This is a genomic window from Streptomyces sp. V4I2, from assembly GCF_030817655.1.
Lineage (GTDB): Bacteria > Actinomycetota > Actinomycetes > Streptomycetales > Streptomycetaceae > Streptomyces > Streptomyces plumbiresistens.
Genome location: NZ_JAUSZM010000003.1, coordinates 4,393,302 through 4,411,423 on the forward strand (window position 1 = coordinate 4,393,302; position 18,122 = coordinate 4,411,423).

General features: G+C 70.7%; 17 protein-coding genes and 1 pseudogene. 6 read left to right on the forward strand and 12 right to left on the reverse strand.

Annotated features, from left to right (window positions below; all coding sequences use genetic code 11):
* Positions 1-2: 2 nt before the first annotated feature.
* The 6 genes and pseudogenes from QFZ76_RS51785 to clpS form a co-directional block, all read right to left on the reverse strand.
* Positions 3-98, reverse strand: coding sequence for a putative leader peptide (locus QFZ76_RS51785; RefSeq protein WP_019759525.1), 96 nt, complete (start codon positions 96-98; stop codon positions 3-5).
* Between the two features lie 121 nt (positions 99-219).
* Positions 220-1,251 carry a LacI family DNA-binding transcriptional regulator gene (locus QFZ76_RS20765; RefSeq protein WP_307675153.1) on the reverse strand — a complete coding sequence of 344 codons (1,032 nt, stop codon included), beginning with the start codon at positions 1,249-1,251 and terminating at the stop codon, positions 220-222.
* Positions 1,252-1,293: 42 nt separating this feature from the next.
* The gene (locus QFZ76_RS20770) at positions 1,294-1,716 is read right to left on the reverse strand and encodes a M67 family metallopeptidase (protein ID WP_307675154.1); all 423 of its coding nucleotides are present in this window, start codon (positions 1,714-1,716) and stop codon (positions 1,294-1,296) included.
* A 128-nt stretch (positions 1,717-1,844) separates the two neighbouring features.
* Positions 1,845-3,275, reverse strand: a complete 1,431-nt coding sequence (locus QFZ76_RS20775) for an amino acid permease (protein WP_307675155.1) — start codon at positions 3,273-3,275, stop codon at positions 1,845-1,847.
* A 344-nt stretch (positions 3,276-3,619) separates the two neighbouring features.
* Positions 3,620-4,223: pseudogene (locus tag QFZ76_RS20780) on the reverse strand (DUF2017 domain-containing protein).
* 44 nt (positions 4,224-4,267) lie between these two features.
* Positions 4,268-4,576, reverse strand: a complete 309-nt coding sequence (gene clpS / locus QFZ76_RS20785) for an ATP-dependent Clp protease adapter ClpS (protein WP_053749283.1) — start codon at positions 4,574-4,576, stop codon at positions 4,268-4,270.
* 66 nt (positions 4,577-4,642) lie between these two features.
* Between clpS and QFZ76_RS20790 the strand changes: the two genes are divergently transcribed.
* Complete coding sequence (locus QFZ76_RS20790) at positions 4,643-5,989, forward strand: nicotinate phosphoribosyltransferase (protein WP_307675156.1); 1,347 nt, start codon at positions 4,643-4,645, stop codon at positions 5,987-5,989.
* A 148-nt stretch (positions 5,990-6,137) separates the two neighbouring features.
* Complete coding sequence (locus QFZ76_RS20795; protein WP_266438935.1) at positions 6,138-6,725, forward strand: isochorismatase family protein; 588 nt, start codon at positions 6,138-6,140, stop codon at positions 6,723-6,725.
* A 53-nt stretch (positions 6,726-6,778) separates the two neighbouring features.
* Here QFZ76_RS20795 and QFZ76_RS20800 read toward each other — a convergent pair whose 3' ends face one another.
* Positions 6,779-7,120 carry a hypothetical protein gene (locus tag QFZ76_RS20800; protein WP_266438933.1) on the reverse strand — a complete coding sequence of 114 codons (342 nt, stop codon included), beginning with the start codon at positions 7,118-7,120 and terminating at the stop codon, positions 6,779-6,781.
* Positions 7,121-7,253: 133 nt separating this feature from the next.
* A complete protein-coding gene (locus QFZ76_RS20805) occupies positions 7,254-9,599 on the reverse strand; it encodes an immune inhibitor A domain-containing protein (RefSeq protein ID WP_307675157.1) in 2,346 nt (781 codons plus the stop codon).
* Between the two features lie 335 nt (positions 9,600-9,934).
* Here QFZ76_RS20805 and QFZ76_RS20810 point away from each other — a divergent pair, with 335 nt between their 5' ends.
* Entirely contained in the window at positions 9,935-10,237 is a 303-nt protein-coding gene (locus QFZ76_RS20810) for a hypothetical protein (protein ID WP_307675158.1), read from the forward strand.
* A 23-nt stretch (positions 10,238-10,260) separates the two neighbouring features.
* On the opposite strand, the gene QFZ76_RS20815 is transcribed toward QFZ76_RS20810, so the two are convergent.
* Positions 10,261-10,908, reverse strand: a complete 648-nt coding sequence (locus tag QFZ76_RS20815; protein ID WP_307675159.1) for an RDD family protein — start codon at positions 10,906-10,908, stop codon at positions 10,261-10,263.
* Between the two features lie 89 nt (positions 10,909-10,997).
* On the reverse strand, positions 10,998-12,713 hold the full coding sequence (locus QFZ76_RS20820) for an RDD family protein (protein WP_307675160.1): 1,716 nt from the start codon (positions 12,711-12,713) through the stop codon (positions 10,998-11,000).
* 229 nt (positions 12,714-12,942) lie between these two features.
* Here QFZ76_RS20820 and QFZ76_RS20825 point away from each other — a divergent pair, with 229 nt between their 5' ends.
* On the forward strand, positions 12,943-13,356 hold the full coding sequence (locus QFZ76_RS20825) for an SsgA family sporulation/cell division regulator (protein WP_307675161.1): 414 nt from the start codon (positions 12,943-12,945) through the stop codon (positions 13,354-13,356).
* Between the two features lie 58 nt (positions 13,357-13,414).
* Here QFZ76_RS20825 and QFZ76_RS20830 read toward each other — a convergent pair whose 3' ends face one another.
* Entirely contained in the window at positions 13,415-14,830 is a 1,416-nt protein-coding gene (locus tag QFZ76_RS20830) for an FAD-binding oxidoreductase (RefSeq protein WP_307675162.1), read from the reverse strand.
* A 92-nt stretch (positions 14,831-14,922) separates the two neighbouring features.
* Here QFZ76_RS20830 and QFZ76_RS20835 point away from each other — a divergent pair, with 92 nt between their 5' ends.
* The gene (locus QFZ76_RS20835; RefSeq protein WP_307675163.1) at positions 14,923-16,335 is read left to right on the forward strand and encodes a lipopolysaccharide assembly protein LapB; all 1,413 of its coding nucleotides are present in this window, start codon (positions 14,923-14,925) and stop codon (positions 16,333-16,335) included.
* Between the two features lie 25 nt (positions 16,336-16,360).
* On the opposite strand, the gene hppD is transcribed toward QFZ76_RS20835, so the two are convergent.
* Positions 16,361-17,506: a 4-hydroxyphenylpyruvate dioxygenase gene (hppD, locus tag QFZ76_RS20840; protein ID WP_307675164.1), complete on the reverse strand. Its 1,146-nt coding sequence runs from the start codon at positions 17,504-17,506 to the stop codon at positions 16,361-16,363.
* Between the two features lie 124 nt (positions 17,507-17,630).
* On the opposite strand from hppD, the gene QFZ76_RS20845 reads away from it, so the two are divergent.
* The gene (locus tag QFZ76_RS20845) at positions 17,631-18,122 is read left to right on the forward strand and encodes an Lrp/AsnC family transcriptional regulator (RefSeq protein WP_307675165.1); all 492 of its coding nucleotides are present in this window, start codon (positions 17,631-17,633) and stop codon (positions 18,120-18,122) included.

Genomic DNA, 18,122 nt, shown 5'->3' on the forward strand with positions numbered 1-18,122 from the left:
CGTCAACAGATGGCGCTGGCGAGCCTGCACAGGTCGACGTGCAGGCGCGCCACGAGCAGCATGCCCGGCGTCTTTTCGCTCACGTCGTGGGAAACCATGGGCTCATCGTATCGATTCCCGGTCGGGGTCCCGGAATGTGATCCCACATGTCGGACGGATTCCGGCCGGGGAGTGAGACCGCGCTGCTGACCGGGCCTGCGCGCGGCCGCGCCGGTCCGGTCAGGCGGACCCGCGCAGGACCAGCCGGGTCGGTACGACGACCGAGGACGGCTCCTCGATCCGTTCGGTGCGGTCGAACAGCAGCCGGGCCATCAGGCGTCCCATGTCCTCGACGTCCTGGTGGACCGTGGTCAGGGGCGGGTCGGTCGACTCCGCGATGTCGGTCAGGTCGTCGAAGCCGACGACGGCCACGTCCTCGGGCACCCGGCGTCCGCGTGCCCGCAGGGTCTGCAGGGCGCCGGAGGCCATGAGGTCCGAGGCGACGAACACGGCGTCCAGGTCGGGGCACCGGTCGAGGAGGGCGGCCATGGCGTCGGCGCCGCCCTGCCGGGTGTAGTCGGCGCGCTCGGTCAGCTCGGGCGGCGCGTCGAGGAGGACGTCCCGGTAGCCGGCGAGGCGGTCGGCGGCGGAGGTCTCCTGGTCGTGGGGGCCGGTGACGGTCGCGACGCGCTTCCTGCCGAGCGAGACCAGGTGCCGGACGGCCTGCCGGGCTCCCCCGCGGTTGTCGCCGTCGACGTAGGCGTGGCGGTGCACGGTGTCGCCGGCGCGCAGCAGCGGTCGGCCGCCGAAGACGGCGGGCAGGCCGATCCGCTCGATCATCTCGTGCAGCCGGTCGCCGGGGCGCAGCGAGAAGAGGACGGCTCCGTCGACGTGGCCGCCGCCGAGGTAGTCGGCCACGCGCGCGTAGTCGTCCGGTTCGTCCAGGAAGAGCAGGACCGCCTGGGCGCCGTGCCGGGCGAGTTCCCGGCGGATGCCGCGCAGGAGGCAGTCGAAGAACGGGTCGAGGAAGAGCCGGTTGTCGGGCTCGGTGGCCACGACCGCGATGGCGTTGGTGCGGTGGGTGACCAGCTGGCGGGCGGCCTGGTTCGGGACGTAACCGAGCTCGGTGATCACTTCCCGGACGCGGTCGACGACCTCGGCGCGCACCTTGGGCTCGTCGTTGATCACCCGGGACACCGTGGACTTCGAGACGCCGGAGCGGCGGGCGACGTCCTCCAGGGTGGGGCGCCGTGGGGTCGGCCGCTGCGTCAACACCTTCTCCGATACGCCGAGTTGCTCAGGTGGGTACGACGCTCAGTATGCCTCGACGACCTTGATCTCCTCCTCGGTGACCTCGCCCTCGACGATCCGGAAGGAGCGGAACTGGAAGGGGCCCGCCGCGTCGCTGTCCGCGGTCGAGACGAGGACGTAGTGCGCGCCGGGCTCGTTGGCGTAGGAGATGTCGGTGCGGGACGGGTAGGCCTCGGTCGCGGTGTGGGAGTGGTAGATGATCACCGGCTCCTCGTCGCGGTCGTCCATCTCGCGGTAGAGCTTGAGCAGGTCCTGCGAGTCGAACTCGTAGAAGGTGGGCGAGCGGGCGGCGTTCAGCATCGGGATGAAGCGCTCGGGGCGGCCGGCGCCCGCCGGGCCCGCGACCACGCCGCATGCCTCGTCGGGGTGGTCCTCGCGCGCGTGGGCGACGATCTGGTCGAACAGGACCTGGGTGATGGTCAGCATGCTGGTCAGGATAAGCATGGATCAAAAGGGGCCGCGCGGAGCGCGTCAGGTAGGGCGGTGGTGGGCGACGGGTGGGACGCCCCGTACCGAGGGGTGGTACGGGGCGGCCCACATGGTGAGCTGAGGGGTCAGCGGATCTTCTCGAACTCCGGCTCGCCGCCGCGGTCCGCGATCCGCGGGTTGCGGCTCTTCAGGATCGCCCAGCCGATGCCCAGGGCGGCGGCCCAGACCGCCATCACGTAGAGGCAGACGCGGGAGTCGGCGTCGTACGCGATCAGGCCGGTGACGAAGAGCAGGAAGACGATCGCGACGTACGAGCACTTCGAGCCGCCCGGCGCCGGGAAGGGCGAGGCGGGCAGGCGGCCGGCCTCGACCGCGCGGCGGTACAGGACGTGGCTGATCAGGATCATCAGCCAGGTCCAGATGCCGGCCGCGGTGGCGACGGAGACGACGTAGCCGAAGGCCTTCTCCGGGACGATGTAGTTCAGGATCACGCCGACGCCCATGAACAGGACAGAGACCGTGATGCCGAAGGCCGGCGCCTTGGTCGAGGACAACTTCTTGAAGACGGCCGGGGCCTCACCGCTCTCGGCCAGGTTCCGCAGCATGCGGCCGGTGGAGTACATGCCCGAGTTGCAGGAGGACAGGGCGGCGGTCAGCACGACGAAGTTGACGATGCCCGCGCCCGCCGGGATGCCGATCTTCGCGAAGGCCTCGACGAAGGGGCTCACCCCCGGTGCGAACTCGGTCCACTTGACCACGCACAGGATGACGGTGAGGGCACCGACGTAGAAGAGCGCGATGCGCCAGGGCAGGGTGTTGATCGCCTTGGGGAGGGTCTTCTCCGGGTCCTCGGACTCGCCCGCCGTGACGCCGACCAGTTCGACGGCGAGGTAGGCGAACATCACGCCCTGCAGGGTCATCAGGGACGAGCCGATGCCCTTGGGGAAGAAGCCGTCGAAGGCCCAGAGGTTGGAGACGGCCGCGGTGTCGCCGGCGCTGCTGAAGCCGAAGGTGAGGACGCCCAGGCCGATCACGATCATGCCGATGAGGGCGGTGACCTTGACCATCGAGAACCAGAACTCCAGCTCGCCGAAGAGCTTCACGGAGATCAGGTTGACCCCGAAGAGGATCACCAGGAAGACCAGGGCCGTCACCCACTGCGGAATGGACGGGAACCAGTAGTTGACGTAGATCGCGGCGGCCGTCAGCTCGGCCATGCCGGTGACCACCCACATCAGCCAGTACGTCCAGCCGGTGAAGTAGCCGAAGAACGGGCCGAGGAACTCGCGGGAGTACTCCGCGAACGAGCCCGAGACCGGGCGGTAGAGCAGGAGCTCGCCGAGCGCCCGCATGATGAAGAAGATGATCACGCCCGCGAGGGCGTACATGAAGATGAGGCTGGGTCCGGCCTTGGCGATGTTCGCCCCGGCACCCAGGAAGAGTCCGACGCCGATGGCGCCGCCGATCGCGATCATCTGGACCTGGCGACTGCCGAGCCCTCGTTCGTACCCCTCTCCCTCGGGGGTCTTCTCCGTGTCGACCTGCGCTGAGGTCATGTGTGGTGCGCCTTCCTCCATGCCGACCCGGGCCTCTCGTCGGCCTCGGACCGGGTTCCGATCCCCCCGGATTGATGGAGCTGAGCGGGCCTCGCGGGCCCGCTCGTGCCTGGCCGGCGATCCGCCGGCTCGGTGGCGCACCCGGCCGAACATTCGGGTGGTGTTCGCCGGGCGGTCGTGAAGATTTATCACGGCCGCAATGATGATCGCCTGAGCGACGTGTGGCGCAGCACACAGGGAGAGTTGGACAAAAGCCACCCTGGAGGGGCATAGGTGTCCGTCACGGTGACGTGATCGTTATCCGGATTTGAGCGTCCGCTGAGCGAACACACAACCGTCACAAGTCAGGGCATGAGTGTCGAAACGAGGGTCTCCTGGAGCCCGCCCAGCCACAGATACGCCATGACCATCGGCTTGCGGGGATCCTCGTCCGGCAGGCGGTAGAGAAGGTCCGTGTCCTCTTCGTCCGTGATGTCCAGCCGGGAACCGATCGCCAGGCGCAGGTCGTTGAGGGCGCCGAGCCACTGCGTGGACTGCTCCGGGGACAGCTTGAGAACCGCCCCGCCCTCGCCCGCGGCGTTGAGCTCGTCCAGGGCGCGGATCACCGCGAGGGCGTTCTCGCGCTTGCCGGCCCGCAGGTCGTTCTCGGTGTAGCGGCGGAACTCGGAGGAGTACGCCCGCTGTTCCTCGGCCTCCTTGGGACCCGGGGTGCCCTCGGGGTCGCTGTAGGCGTCCGGGAAGAGACGCATCAGGACGGGATCGGAGGGCGGCTCGCTGGGGCCGTCGGCGAAGAGCTCGGCGAGCGGGTCCTCGGGGGCGTCCTCGCCGGGGCCGGGGCCGATGAGCTCCAGGAGCTGGACGGCCAGCGACCGGATGATGGAGATCTCGACGTCGTCGAGGGCGACGGCCGCGCCGCCGCCGGGAGAGCGGTTCGAATTGTCCTGGCATCAGGGGTTATCGCTACTTCCGGTCCTGCGGGCGGCTGGGGCGGGTCACTTCCGGTCCTGCTGGAGGGTGGCCCACAGGCCGTAGCCGTGCATCGCCTGCACGTCGCGTTCCATCTCCTCGCGACTGCCGCTGGACACGACCGCCCGGCCCTTGTGGTGGACGTCGAGCATGAGCTTGGTGGCCTTGTCCTTGGAGTAGCCGAAGTACGACTGGAAGACGTACGTCACATAGCTCATGAGGTTGACGGGGTCGTTGTGGACGATGGTGACCCAGGGGACGTCCGGCTCGGGGACGGCGAAGACCTCCTCCGCCGACTCGGTGCGTTCGATCTCTACGGGAGCGGGTGACGTCACATGGCCATGCTGCCACGCATGCCACAAATCGTCACACTGACGCAAATGGAGGTAGCATCTCCTGCCATGAACACAGCGGACCTTGGGCTGCCGGTGGACGTTCCCTCGACAGCGCTCTTCACGGACCAGTACGAGCTCACGATGCTGCAGGCCGCCCTGAAGGCGGGTACCGCCGAACGGCGCAGCGTGTTCGAGGTCTTCACCCGGCGACTGCCGGAGGGGCGGCGCTACGGCGTCGTCGCGGGCACCGGCCGGGTGCTGGACGCGGTGGAGAACTTCCGTTTCGACGCGGACGTCCTCGGCTTCCTGCGCGAGGGCGGCATCGTCGACGACGAGACCCTGGACTGGCTCGCCTCGTACCGTTTCTCGGGTGACATCTGGGGCTATCCGGAGGGGGAGGTGTACTTCCCGGGCTCGCCGATCATGCGGGTCGAGGGCTCCTTCGCCGAGTGCGTGCTCCTGGAGACCGTGATCCTGTCGATCCTCAACCACGACTCGGCGATCGCCGCGGCCGCCTCCCGGATGTCCTCCGCCGCCGGGGAGCGCCCCCTGATCGAGATGGGCGCCCGCCGCACCCACGAGCTGGCCGCGGTCGCCGCCGCGCGCGCCGCGTACGTCGGCGGCTTCACCACCACCTCCGACCTGGCGGCGGGCTTCCGCTACGGCATCCCCACGGTGGGCACGAGCGCGCACGCCTTCACCCTGCTCCACGACCAGGAACGGGACGCCTTCCAGGCCCAGGTGAACTCGCTGGGCCGGGGCACCACGCTGCTGGTGGACACCTACGACGTCACCGAGGCCGTCCGTACGGCCGTCGAGGTCGCCGGGCCCGAACTGGGCGCGGTGCGCATCGACTCCGGTGACCTGCTGCTGGTCGCGTACCGGGTGCGGCAGCAGCTGGACGAGCTGGGCGCGACGGACACCCGGATCATCGTGACCTCCGACCTGGACGAGTACGCCATCGCCTCGCTCGCGGCGGCGCCCGTGGACGCGTACGGCGTCGGCACCCAGCTGGTGACCGGTTCCGGGCACCCGACCTGCTCGATGGTCTACAAGCTGGTCGCCCGCGCCGAGTCCGCCGACCTCAAGGCCCCGCTGGTGCCGGTGGCGAAGAAGTCGTCCGGCGGCAAGACGTCCATCGGCGGCCGCAAGTGGGCGGCGCGGCGTCTGGACGAGTACGGGATCGCGGAGGCGGAGGTCGTCGGCACCGGGCCGGTGCCGGGCGAACTCGTCGACCGGCAGCTGCTCGTCGAGCTGGTCAAGGCCGGTGAGGTCGTCGCGCGGGAGCCGCTGGACGTCGTACGCGACCGGCACGCGGCCGCCCGGGCCAACCTGCCGCTGTCGGCGACGCAGTTGTCGCGCGGAGAACCGGTCATCCCGACGGAGTACGTGCACGGGCGCTCGGGTAGCTAGAGCCTGACACAGGATCCGAAGCGGGGTCGTGCTTCACGCCCTGCCGTGCCCCCTCCCGTCCCGCCCCACAAGTCCGTAGGCTCGGAGGTTCACCGGCCGGGCCCGCACCCCTTCTCCGCCCCGACCCCATAGTCGAAGGACACCGACCATGCGCCGCGCCTTGATCGTCGTTGACGTGCAGAACGACTTCTGCGAAGGGGGCAGTCTCGCAGTGGCCGGGGGTGCCGATGTGGCCGCCGCCGTCACCGAGCTGATCGGGCAGGCGGCCGGCTCCGGCTACCAGCACGTGGTGGCCACCCGCGACCACCACATCGCCCCCGGCGGCCACTTCGCCGACAACCCCGACTACGCCCACTCCTGGCCCGCGCACTGCGTCGCCGGCACCGAGGGCGTCGGCTTCCACCCGAACTTCGCCCCGGCCGTCGCCTCCGGCGCGGTCGACGCCGTCTTCGACAAGGGGGCGTACGCGGCGGCCTACAGCGGCTTCGAGGGCGCCGACGAGAACGGCGTGACGCTCGCCGACTGGCTGCGCGCCCGGCAGGTCGAGGAGGTCGACGTCGTCGGCATCGCGACCGACCACTGCGTGCGCGCCACCGCCCTGGACGCGGCCCGCGAGGGCTTCCGTACGCAGGTGCTGCTGGACCTCACGGCCGGGGTGGCCGAGGAGACCACCGAGCGGGCCGTCGAGGAGCTGCGCGCGGCGGGCGTGGAGCTGACCGGGAAGCCGGTCGTCTAGAGAGCCCGCGCAGCCCCGCGCAGCCCCGCGCAGCCCCGCGGAGCCCGGCGCCGTCACGCCGGGGCCGGGGGGCGTCTGAGCAACGCCCTGATCGGGTGCCAGAGCTCCTGGACGAGCTCCGGTCCGCCGACAGCGTTGTCAGGGGCCATACGCCATATCAGGCCGTCCGGATGGTGCAGGACCGCGGTGATCTCGTCGGGGGTCGGCGGGGCGGCGTTGCCGCGCAGGTAGACCGCCCGCATGCCGAGGTTGCGGAGCCTGGTCAGGGCGCGCGCACGGTTCTGGGCGTGGACGAGGAAGCGGACACTGCCCGTGCCGTCGGCGGTGGGACTGGGCAGGTTCAATGCCACCACCACGCTGCCGGTCGGCAGCTTGCAGAAACCTCCTGCGGCCATGCGGTCACACCCCCGTGCGAGTCGGCGTCAACATCGGTGTCAATAAGAGAACCACAGGACGCACCTAAACACGATCGGCGGCAACCCGCCAGGGGGTCACCGCCGATACGCTTCTGACCTGCGAAAATACTGTCTACTTCGCGGACGGTCCGACCTGGAGCGTGATCGTCGAGCCGCTCAGCGGCTCCTTGACGATCTTGATCCGGGTGTCGGTGTCAGTGACCCTGACGCCCGCGAGCGGGGTCGACTCGTCGTAGTACGCCGACGTGCCGTCGTCGAAGACCGGGACTCCGGGACGTGACTTGATCTTCGTGGCGACGCCCGCGTTGTGGAGCGTGAGCGCGTCCGTCGGGTACCAGCTGAAGGTCGAGTCGAAGGACTGGACGCGGTTGCGCATCAGCGTGCCGTCCGACCACTTCAGCGGCGTCGGGTGGGAGTCGACCGGCAGGATCAGACCCTCACCGGGGTGCTGGCTGGTGTTGTCGTCGGCCTGGGAGGTGTCCCACTTCCAGATCAACAGGCCGTTCTGGTACGCGTAGTGCTCCACCCAGTCCGGACGGGTCGTCGAGAAGCCGAAGTTGTACGGGCCGACCTTGAGGGTCTTGTCGTACGACACGTACTGGCGGTTCTCGGCGATGTAGTACTGCGCGTAGTCGTCGGTGATGGCCGCGCCGATGCGGGAGAAGCCGTTCGCCGTCCAGGCCGCGTCCGCGGACTCGGCGGTGTCGGAGAACAGGGCGGCGCCGTCGGCGGTCACCGTGATCCGGTCGGCCGCGAAGCCCTTCTGGGCCACGCCGCCGTCGGTGGCGTAGCGGAAGCGCAGGTCGACCTTCTGGCCCGCGTAGGCGTCCAGCGGGTAGGTCAGCTTCTGGTAGGCGTCCACCGTGCCGGTGAGGGCGGGCTTGCCGCTGCCGTCGCGCGGGACGGCGGTGCCGTCGGCCAGAGTGCCGTCGATCGGCGTCCAGTTGGTGCCGCCGTCGGTGGAGACCTCGGTGTAGAGGTAGTCGTAGTCGGCCTCGATGTCCCACCAGCCGTCGAGGGTCAGCGCCGCCGACGCCTTGCCGGTCAGGTCGACCGTGCGGGCCAGGGTGTTGCGGAGGTTGTCGCCGCTGCCGCTCCACCACTGGGTGGCGCCCTGGGCCGGGGTGACCACCTCGGTGGTGACCTTCTTGTCGGGCAGCTGCACGATGAGGGCCTGCGGGTTCTTGGTGTTGTACTCCGCGACGCCCAGCGTGTGGGTGGACTTGGCGCCGGCCTTGGCCACGTCGTAGTCCAGCCAGCCCAGTTGCAGCTTGTCCCAGGCGTTCATGTCGCCGGGCAGGTCGCCGATGGAGTCCTTGCCGGTGCCGAGCCAGGAGCCGGACGACATCAGCGTCCAGAAGCCGGTGGAGTTCTCGCCGCCGCCGGAGGTGTCGTACTCGTCGGGCAGGCCGAGGTCGTGGCCGTACTCGTGGGCGAAGACGCCGAGTCCGCCGTTCTCGGGCTGGATGGTGTAGTCGCCGACCCAGATGCCGGTGTCGCCGATCTGGGCGCCGCCGAGCTTGTTGGTGTCGGGGCCTGTTGAACCGGCGTCGGTGCCGAACGCGTACCAGCGGTGGGCCCAGATCGCGTCCGCGCCCTGGGCGCCGCCGCCGGCGGACTCGTCCTCACCGGCGTGCACGATCTGGAAGTGGTCGATGTAGCCGTCGGCCTCGTTGAAGTCGCCGTCGGCGTCGAAGTCGTAGCGGTCCCACTGGTCGAACTCGGCCAGCTCCGCCTTGATCTCGGCGGCGGTGTCACCGGCGGCCTCGCGCTCGGCGACCCAGGCGTCGACGCCGTCCTGCACCGCGTACCAGGCGCCGGTGGCGGCGTCGTTGGAGCCGTAACGGGCCTCGTTGTAGGGGACCTTGACCCAGTCGGTGACCTCGCCCTCGACCGAGTAGCGGCCCGAGGACTGCTTCTCGTAGTACTTCTTGAGGGACTCGGTGTTCTTGCCGGTGCCGAAGTACAGGTCCTGGAAGTGCGCCTGGTTGTAGTCCGCCTGCCAGGCCGTGCTGTTGTCCACCGCGCGGTCGGGCTCGGCTATCTCGTTGTGCAGCGGGCCGACCGTGCCGCCGTAGCGGCTGTCGATCTGGTCGCCGAACTCGACGAGGATCGTGAAGATCTTGTCGGTCTTCTCGCGGCCGAGCTCGACGTACTTGTCCTTGCCCTTGGAGCCGTCGAGCTGGACGACCTTCGAGCCGTCCCGGTCCCTGACCGTGGCGGCACCGGATATGACCTGGTCGAGTGCTTCCTTGCGCTGCGCCTCCTGGGTCTTGGACAGAGGGCCGTCGAGGTCGTGTTCCCGGCTCTTCGCCGGCTGCGGGTCGTGCCCGTCGGCGGCAGCGGGTGCGGCGGCCGGATCGGCCTGCGCCACCGCGAAGGTGGAGATGGTGGCGGTGGCGGCGGCGAGCGCCACGACAGTCGCGGCGGCTCTGAGCTGCCAGGGTCTACTGGTCACTTCAGTCTCTCCCCATTGGTCAAGTGCCGGTATTCGACTAAAGGTTGGGGAGAAAAGACAGACCTTGACTTGAGCACGCCAATTGCACTATGCGGAGGCCGAGTTCACATTGCGGACACATGACGGAGTGCCGAACAGGCGCGCGAGTCCGTCCACTTCCTGGACGTCATGACTCCGTGCGCCCCCCATGCTCCGGCACTGTTGGTCAGGTCACGCTTACTGTTCGTTCCACTCGGGCATGCAGGCGATTAGAGTCGATTGGCGGAACGCCCGGAATACGGCGGAAAGCCAGGCCGACACCCCCCGTGGACCCCACTTCTGAGGACACGATTGACATGCCTCGTCCGACTGTCACGCCTCGCCCGACGGCCGCACAGCTCGCCTACGGTTCGTGCACCGTGATTCTCTCGACGCTCGCCATGCTGCTGCTGTCACAGACGAGTTCGGGCGTGGGGATCGCGATCATCGCCTTCTCGGCGCTCGCCCTCGGGCTGCTGGTGGCGATGACCGTACCGGTGCACAAGCCCCGCGTGGTCGCGGTACACCGCCCCGCCACGGAAACGGCACAGGCGCCCGTACCGGCCTCGGTCGCCTCGGTGGCATCCGAACATCCCGTGCACGAGCGCGCTGCGTCCTGACATAAGTCTTCTGTGGTCGGTGGTCAGGTGGTCCTGACCACCACCGTCTTCGCCGCCTTGTCGTGCAGGCCCTGCTTGTAGGGCTTGTCGAAGAAGCTCCAGCCGCCCGAGATCGCGGTCCAGATACAGGCGCAGCAGAACGCGAACGGGATCCACAGCACCGCCGAGCGGATCAGCGTGCTCTGCACGGACGGTGTGGCCCCGTTGTCCAGGTTGGCCACCCGCATGCCCAGCCACTTCTTGCCGAGCGTCTGCCCCGACTTGACGATCATGAAGGTGTCGTAGCCGATGTAGAGCAGGGCGGCGACCAGCGACTGACCGAGCGACTTGCCGTACTCCATGTCGTCGCCGTCCACGTTGTACTCGTTGACGCCGAAGCCCCAGGTGAGCAGCCAGACGACGATGCCCACGAGGATCATGTCGATGATCCGGGCGAGCGTGCGCCGGCCGCTCTCGGCGAGCGGGGGCATGCCGGCCAACGGATCGCCGGGATACCCGCCACCACCGCCGTACGGGGCACCACCGCCCCCGTAGGGGTCACCGCCGCCCTGGTAGGGCGGGGGCTGATCGCCGTACGGCGATCCCGAGCCCTCGGCCGGCGGGGGCTGCTTCCTGAACGGGTCGTCTTCCGGTGGCTGCTGACCGGAGCCGGGAGGCGGTTCACTGCTCATGGCCCGAGTCGACCGCGAACCCTCCCGTTCCGCATCCGGCGAGCGGCCGTCCGGGCTACCGAATCGTGTACGCCGTCCGCTGTACGCCGTCAGCCCGCCACGAACGTATGCGCCGCCTTGTCGTGCCAGCACTGGTGCCACGGCCGGTCGAACAGGCCCCACGCGACGCCCACGAGCCCGATGCCGAGCAGGCCGGGCACGCTGTAGACCAGCCAGCGGCGCAGGGCCCCGCCGAAGGTCGGCGGCTCGCCGCCCTCGATGTCCCGCACCTCCAGGCCGAGCAGCTTCTTGCCGAGGGTGCGGCCCCACTTGGCGGTGGGCAGCGCCTCGTAGAGGACGCCGAAGATCAGCAGGACGGCGAGGATGATGCCGAGGTAGACCGACGTCGTGCCGTCGAGCAGCCAGACCGTGACGGTCTCGCCGGCCAGCTTGGCCGCGTCGATCTTCTCGTTGACGTGGTCGATCGCCTTGGTGCCGAGCGGTACGGCGGCCCCGGCGGTGACGGCCGCGAGGACCAGGGTGTCCACCAGACGGGCGGCCAGCCGCTTGCCGAGACCCGCGGGGCGGGCGGACGCCTGACGCCGGGCGGCGGCCTGGAAGATGTCCTCCACCGGTGGCTTCCAGGGCGCGACCGGCTGCTCCTCGTCGGACGCGCCCGCGAGCCGGTGCACCTGCTGCGCCCAGGAGGGCTGGCCGCCACCGGCGCCGCTCGCCATCGGCGTGCCGCCGGAAGCGGCGGAGGCGGTGGGCTGCGGCTGCGGTGCGCCGGGCTGCTGGGGCACGCTCGGGGCGGCCTGCTGCGGGCCGGACGCCGGGGGCGCCTGCTGGGGGCCGGCGGGGGCGGCTGCGGCTCCCCCTGGCCCGGCCTGCCCGTGTCCCTGCGCCTGTGCCTGCCCCTGCGCCGCCGAGGCCCGGGATGCGGCGGCCTTTCCGGCGGCGAAGCCGGGGGCTCCGTGGGCGTCGGGGGACGCGGGCTGTCGCTGGGCGTCGGCCCCGGGCGCCGGCTGTGGCCGCAGGCCTGCCGCCTCCGCGCCGGCTGCCGTCGCCCCCGTGCTCCCCCGCTGCGCCCCCGCCGCCCCGCTCTGCTGGGCCGTGCGCGGGGAGAGCGCGCGGAAGGTCATGGTGCCGTCGTCGTCGCGGGGGCCGCCGGGGCCCGGGACGCCGGGAGCCGCCGGGGCCGTACGGCCTGGCGTGCCCGGGCCGGAGCCGTCGGCCGCCGGTCCCGCGGGCCCCGCCGTGGCCCGGCGGAAGACGAACGTGTTGCCGGAGGCGACGTCGCCCTGGTCCGGCTCGGCGGGCGGAATCGTCGCCGAGCCGTCCGTGCGGGCGGAGCGGCCGTCCGGCTGGGCCGGGCCGTCACCAGGCTGCGCGGGACGCGGCAGCCGGGGGTCGCCACCCTGCCCCTGGGCACCCTGGGGCGCGCCCTGCGGCGAACCCCAGGACACCCGGCGGTCCTGGTCGCCGCCGAAGCCCGACTGGCGGGAACGGTCGGCGCCCCAGGCGGACGCGGGTTCGGGCCGGCTGCCGTGCTGGGCGTCGCCCGCCGAGGCGGGGCCGGAGGCGTCGGCCGGGTCCTCGTCGAAGAAGTGCGGGCCCGTCTCCTCGACCGGAGCCGCTCCGGGACCGGACGCGGCCCGGGCGCCCGGCGGTGGGGCGAGCGGTTCGCCGTCCGCGGGGGCCGGGCGGCTGGTGCCGGGAACCCAGGAGGCACCGTTCCAGTACCGGACATATCCGGGAATGGACGGGTCCGGGTAATACCCGTCGCGGGGCCTGTCGTCACCGGGTGCCGGGGTTGGGGCGCTCATGTCCGTCGTCCCGTATCTGCTCGGGGGTCAAATGGGGGCCTCCACATCTATCAGACCGGCGCAACAAGCACCGCCAGTCCCACCGGACCCACTCCATTTGAGCACCCTCGTGACGCTGCTGGGAAAAAAGTTCCGCGAATTCGCGTAATGCTTCCGGCCCTGCCCCCTCTCCACTCGTACGGGCCCACCGCGGGGTCCCGTGCACGCGGCGCGAGAGAGGAAACACACCATGCACTACACCGTTGTGGAGCGCGAGTTGGAGCTCAGGCTCATCCTGTCGCCGGAGCGCGGCATCCCGGTCCCGGCCCTGCTGAGCTACCACACCGACGACCCGTACGCCATCCACATCACCTTCCACATCAACTCCGACCACCCGGTGAACTGGACGTTCGCCCGCGAGCTCCTCGTGGAGGGGGTGTTCCGGCCGTGCGGGCACGGGGACGTACGGGTGTGGCCGACAAAGGTCGCGGGCCGCAGCGTCGTCCTGATGGCGCTGAGTTCACCTGATGGTGACGCCCTCCTGGCGGCCCCGACGCCCCAGGTGTCCGCCTGGCTGGAGCGGACGCTGCGGGTGGTGCCCCCGGGGACCGAGGGCGAGCAACTCGGTATCGACGAGGCGCTCGACCAGTTGCTCGCCCAGTGACCGTCGCCGGGGGAACGGCGACCGGCCGGGGAACGGCGACCGTGCCAGGGGACGGGGATCAGAACAGCTTGCCCGGGTTCAGGATGCCCAGCGGGTCGAACGCCGACTTGACCGCCCGCTGCATCTCCACGCCCACCGGGCCGATCTCACGGGCCAGCCACTCCTTCTTCAGGACGCCCACGCCGTGCTCGCCGGTGATCGTGCCGCCGAGTTCCAGGCCGAGGGCCATGATCTCGTCGAAGGACTCGCGGGCGCGCCGGGACTCGTCGGGGTCCTGGGCGTCGAAGCAGACGGTTGGGTGGGTGTTGCCGTCGCCGGCGTGGGCGACGACGCCGATGGTGAGCTGGTACTTCTCGGCGATCCGCTCGGTCCCCTCCAGCATCTCGGCGAGCCGTGACCGGGGCACGCACACGTCGTCGATCATCGTCGTGCCCTTGACCGCCTCCAGAGCGGTGAGGGACAACCGGCGTGCCTGGAGGAGGAGTTCGGACTCGGCCGCGTCGTCGGCGGGGACGACCTGGGTGGCGCCCGCGGCCTCGCACAGCGCGCCGAGGGCGGCGAGGTCGGCGGCCGGGTCCGTCGTGTCGAACGCGGCCAGCAGCAGGGCCTCCGTGCTCTCCGGGAGCCCCATGTGCGCGAGGTCGTTGACGGCCTTGACCGTCGTACGGTCCATCAGTTCGAGGAGGGACGGCACGTGGCCGCCCGCCATGATCCGGCACACGGCATCGCAGGCGGCGGCCCCGGACGCGAACTCGGCGGCCAGCACCAGCTGCTCGGGCGGCTGCGGCCGCAGGGCCAGGGTCGCGCGTACGACGATGCCGAGCGAGCCCTCGGAGCCGACGAAGAGACGGGTGAGGTCGTACCCGGCGACGCCCTTCGCCGTGCGGCGGCCGGTGGACATCAGGCGCCCGTCGGCGAGGACGACGTCGAGCCCGAGGACGTACTCCGCCGTCACCCCGTACTTCACGCAGCACAGACCACCCGAGGCGGTGCCGATGTTGCCGCCGATCGTGCACATCTCCCAGCTGGAGGGGTCGGGCGGGTAGTAGAGCCCGTGTTCGCCCACCGCGCGGGAGAGCGTGGCGTTGACGACGCCCGGTTCGACGACGGCGATGCGGTCGACCGGGTTGATCTCCAGGATCCGGTCCATCTTCGTCAGGGACAGCACGATGCAGCCGTCGGAGGCGTTGGCCGCGCCCGACAGGCCCGTGCGGGCGCCCTGCGGGACGACCGGGACGCGCAGCTCGGTGGCGACGCGCATGACGTGCTGGACCTGTTCGACCGTGCGCGGCAGGACGACCACCGCGGGGGCGCCGGCCGGGCAGAAGCTGGCCATGTCGTTGGCGTAGGAGGCCGTGACGTCCGGGTCGGTGAGGACGGTCTCGGCGGGGAGGCCGCCGAGCAGACGGTCGACGAGGTTGCCGGTCGCCGCGATGTCTTCGTCGCGGGGCGCTTCGATACGGCTCATGATCACAGGGTCGCACCGGGGGCCATCGGTGTGAACCCCATGTACACCAGCCTCCGCCTGCCGGGGTGTGGTCGTCGTATTGACGCACAGTGAGCGCCATGGAGAACCAAGAGGAGGCTCCCGCGCAGCCACGCTCGTCAGGGCGGAGGCGGGTGCTGATCGCCTCCGTCGCCGGGTGTGCCGTGCTCGGCGGTGTGCTGATGCTGCTGCCCTGGGAGCGGACGGCGACGCGGGCTCCCGGGCCGGCCCCGGGGGCGCAGGCGCTGACGGCGGTCACGGCCGGGGTGCCGGCCGCGCTGCCCGACCTGGCGGCGCTGATCGACGAGCGGACGTCGTATCTGCGGGCGCACCCCAGGGACGCGCTGTCGTGGGCGGTGCTCGGATCGGCCTATGTGGAGCAGGGGCGGCGGACCGCGGACCCCGCGTACTACCCGAGGGCCGACACGGCCCTGCGGACCTCGCTCAAGGTCGCCGCGAAGGGCAACACCGAGGCCCTCGGCGGACTCGCGGCCCTGGCGAACGCGCGCCGGGACTTCCGGGCGGCGCGGACGTGGGCCGAGGCCGCCCGGAAGCTGGAGCCCGGGCGGTGGACGACGTATCCGCTGCTGATCGACGCCTACACCGGCCTCGGCGACTACAAGGCGGCCGATGCCGCCCTCGAGCGGCTGATGGACCTGCGGTCCGGGCCGGCCGTGAAGGCGCGGGCCGCGGCCGTCTTCCGCGACCGCGGCCGGCTTGAGGACGCCGCCGCCCACCTCGCGGACGCGGCGGCCGGGGCCGAGGCGCCCGCCGAGCAGGCGGCCTATCTGGAGCGGGCCGGGCAGCTGGCCTGGGAGCGCGGCGACCGCGAGGACGCGCTGCGGCACTTCCAGGAGGCGGTGCGCATCGATCCCGACCAGCGGGCCGCGCTGGCCGCGCAGGGGCGAGCGCTCGCGGCGCTGGGCCGCACGACGGAGGCGCTGAACGCGTACCGGATGGCCCTCAGCAAGCAGCCCTGCCCCCAATATGCCCTGGAGCTGGGCGAGTTGTACGAGTCGCTGCGGCTTGGACAGGCCGCGCGGGTGCAGTACGACCTGCTGCGGGAGCGGGTGCGGAGTGCGGCCGCGGGCGGGGCCGACGAGGAGCTGGTGCTCGGGCAGTTCGAGGCGGACCACGGCGATCCCCGGGCGGCGGTACGGCGGTTGCGGGCCGAGTGGGCCCGCCAGCCGGGGATCGCGGTGGCCGACGCGCTGGGGTGGGCACTGCACCGGGCCGGCCGTCACGAGGAGGCGCTGCGGTTCGCCGTGACGGCTACGGACCGGGCCAAGGGGGGTGGCGTACGCAGCGCGCTGTACATGTTCCACCGGGGCATGATCGAGCGGGAGTTGGAGCGCCACGGACCCGCGCGGCGGCACCTGGAGGAGGCCCTGCGGATCAACCCCTACTTCTCGGCGGTGCGGGTGCGGGCGGCTCGGGCGGCGCTGACGGCGCTGGGTGAGCCGTCAGTGGAGAAGGTGCCGGCGAACTGGTAGTTCTACGCATTCCCGCATACCGCTCTCACAGGTTGCCGCGCCTGGCCTGCTCCCGCTCGATCGCCTCGAAGAGCGCCTTGAAGTTGCCCTTGCCGAAGCCCATGGAACCGTGGCGTTCGATGATCTCGAAGAAGACGGTCGGCCGGTCCTGGACCGGCTTGGTGAAGATCTGCAGCAGGTAGCCGTCCTCGTCGCGGTCCGCCAGGATCTTCAGTTCGCGCAGGGTCTCGACGGGGACGCGGGTGTCGCCGACCCACTCGCCGAGGGTGTCGTAGTACGAGTCGGGGGTGTCGAGGAACCGCACCCCGGCCGCGCGCATCGTCCGTACCGTCTCGACGATGTCGTTCGTGTTGAGCGCGATGTGCTGGACGCCGGCGCCGCCGTAGAACTCGAGGTACTCGTCGATCTGGGACTTCTTCTTGGCGATCGCGGGCTCGTTGATCGGGAACTTGACCTTCAGCGTCCCGTCCGCGACGACCTTCGACATCAGCGCGCTGTACTCGGTCGCGATGTCGTCGCCCACGAACTCCTTCATGTTCGTGAAGCCCATGACCTTGTTGTAGAAGCCGACCCACTCGTTCATCCGGCCGAGTTCGACGTTGCCGACGCAGTGGTCGATCGCCTGGAAGGTGCGGTGGGCGGGGGGTTCGACCAGGGGGTCGGCCGCGACGTATCCGGGGAGGTAGGGGCCGTCGTAGCCGGTCCGCTCGACGAGTGTGTGGCGGGTCTCGCCGTAGGTGGCGATCGCGGCGAGTACGACCGTGCCGTGCTCGTCCTTCAGCTCGTACGGCTCGGCGACCGCGCGGGCGCCGTGCTCGATCGCGTAGGCGAACGCGGCGCGGGCGTCCGGGACCTCGATGGCGAGGTCGACCACGCCGTCGCCGTGCTCGGCCACGTGCTGGGCGAGGAAGTGGCCCCAGGGGGTGGCGGGCTTGATGACGGAGGTGAGGACGAAGCGGGCGGAGCCGTTCTCGAGCACGTACGAGGCGGTCTCGCGGCTGCCGTTCTCCGGTCCGGAGTAGGCGACCAGCTTCATGCCGAAGGCGGTGGAGTAGTAGTGCGCCGCCTGCTTGGCGTTGCCCACGGCGAAGACGACCGCGTCCATTCCCTTGACCGGGAAGGGGTCGGCCTGCCGGGCGGTGTCGGGAGTGTGGTGTGTGGTCTGCGTCATGCCGGAAGCGTCACCCGCGATGGCAAGGTGCGCAATAGTTTGCGAATGTGCTGGGCAATATGTTCAGTGTGATGCCCGTTTCTGCGGGCCTTCTGTACAGGATGACCAGCGCCGGGAGGCTGCCGTGGGGACGACCGACGGGATCGACGGACTCGACGGACGGATCATCGTGCTGCTGGCACGGGAGCCGCGGATCGGGGTCCTGGAGATGTCCCGGCGGCTGGGGGTCGCCCGGGGCACCGTGCAGGCGCGTCTCGACCGGCTTCAGTCGAATGGCGTCATCCGCGGATTCGGTCCCCAGGTGGACCCGGCGGCGCTCGGCTATCCCGTCACCGCGTTCGCGACGCTGCAGATCCGTCAGGGGCAAGGACCTGACGTGCGGGCGCACTTGGCGACCGTGCCGGAGGTGCTGGAGCTGCACACCACCACCGGCAGCGGGGACATGCTGTGCCGCCTGGTGGCCCGCTCCAACGCCGATCTCCAGCGGGTCATCGACCGGGTGGTCGGTTTTGATGGGATCGTCCGGGCCTCCACCGCGATCGTCATGGAGAACCCCGTTCCGCTGCGGATCATCCCGCTGGTGGAGCAGGCGGCGGAGGATCGGGAGCCCTCCTGA

Excerpts from the sequence above, each read along its gene's own strand:
- QFZ76_RS51785 (WP_019759525.1), bottom strand. The coding sequence starts at position 98 with ATGGTTTCCCACGACGTGAGCGAAAAGACGCCGGGCATGCTGCTCGTG.
- QFZ76_RS20770 (WP_307675154.1), bottom strand. The coding sequence starts at position 1,716 with ATGCTGACCATCACCCAGGTCCTGTTCGACCAGATCGTCGCCCACGCG.
- QFZ76_RS20775 (WP_307675155.1), bottom strand. The coding sequence starts at position 3,275 with ATGACCTCAGCGCAGGTCGACACGGAGAAGACCCCCGAGGGAGAGGGG.
- QFZ76_RS20790 (WP_307675156.1), top strand. The coding sequence starts at position 4,643 with ATGAACACAGCGGACCTTGGGCTGCCGGTGGACGTTCCCTCGACAGCG.
- QFZ76_RS20795 (WP_266438935.1), top strand. The coding sequence starts at position 6,138 with ATGCGCCGCGCCTTGATCGTCGTTGACGTGCAGAACGACTTCTGCGAA.
- QFZ76_RS20800 (WP_266438933.1), bottom strand. The coding sequence starts at position 7,120 with ATGGCCGCAGGAGGTTTCTGCAAGCTGCCGACCGGCAGCGTGGTGGTG.
- QFZ76_RS20810 (WP_307675158.1), top strand. The coding sequence starts at position 9,935 with ATGCCTCGTCCGACTGTCACGCCTCGCCCGACGGCCGCACAGCTCGCC.
- QFZ76_RS20815 (WP_307675159.1), bottom strand. The coding sequence starts at position 10,908 with ATGAGCAGTGAACCGCCTCCCGGCTCCGGTCAGCAGCCACCGGAAGAC.
- QFZ76_RS20820 (WP_307675160.1), bottom strand. The coding sequence starts at position 12,713 with ATGAGCGCCCCAACCCCGGCACCCGGTGACGACAGGCCCCGCGACGGG.
- QFZ76_RS20825 (WP_307675161.1), top strand. The coding sequence starts at position 12,943 with ATGCACTACACCGTTGTGGAGCGCGAGTTGGAGCTCAGGCTCATCCTG.
- QFZ76_RS20835 (WP_307675163.1), top strand. The coding sequence starts at position 14,923 with ATGGAGAACCAAGAGGAGGCTCCCGCGCAGCCACGCTCGTCAGGGCGG.
- hppD (WP_307675164.1), bottom strand. The coding sequence starts at position 17,506 with ATGACGCAGACCACACACCACACTCCCGACACCGCCCGGCAGGCCGAC.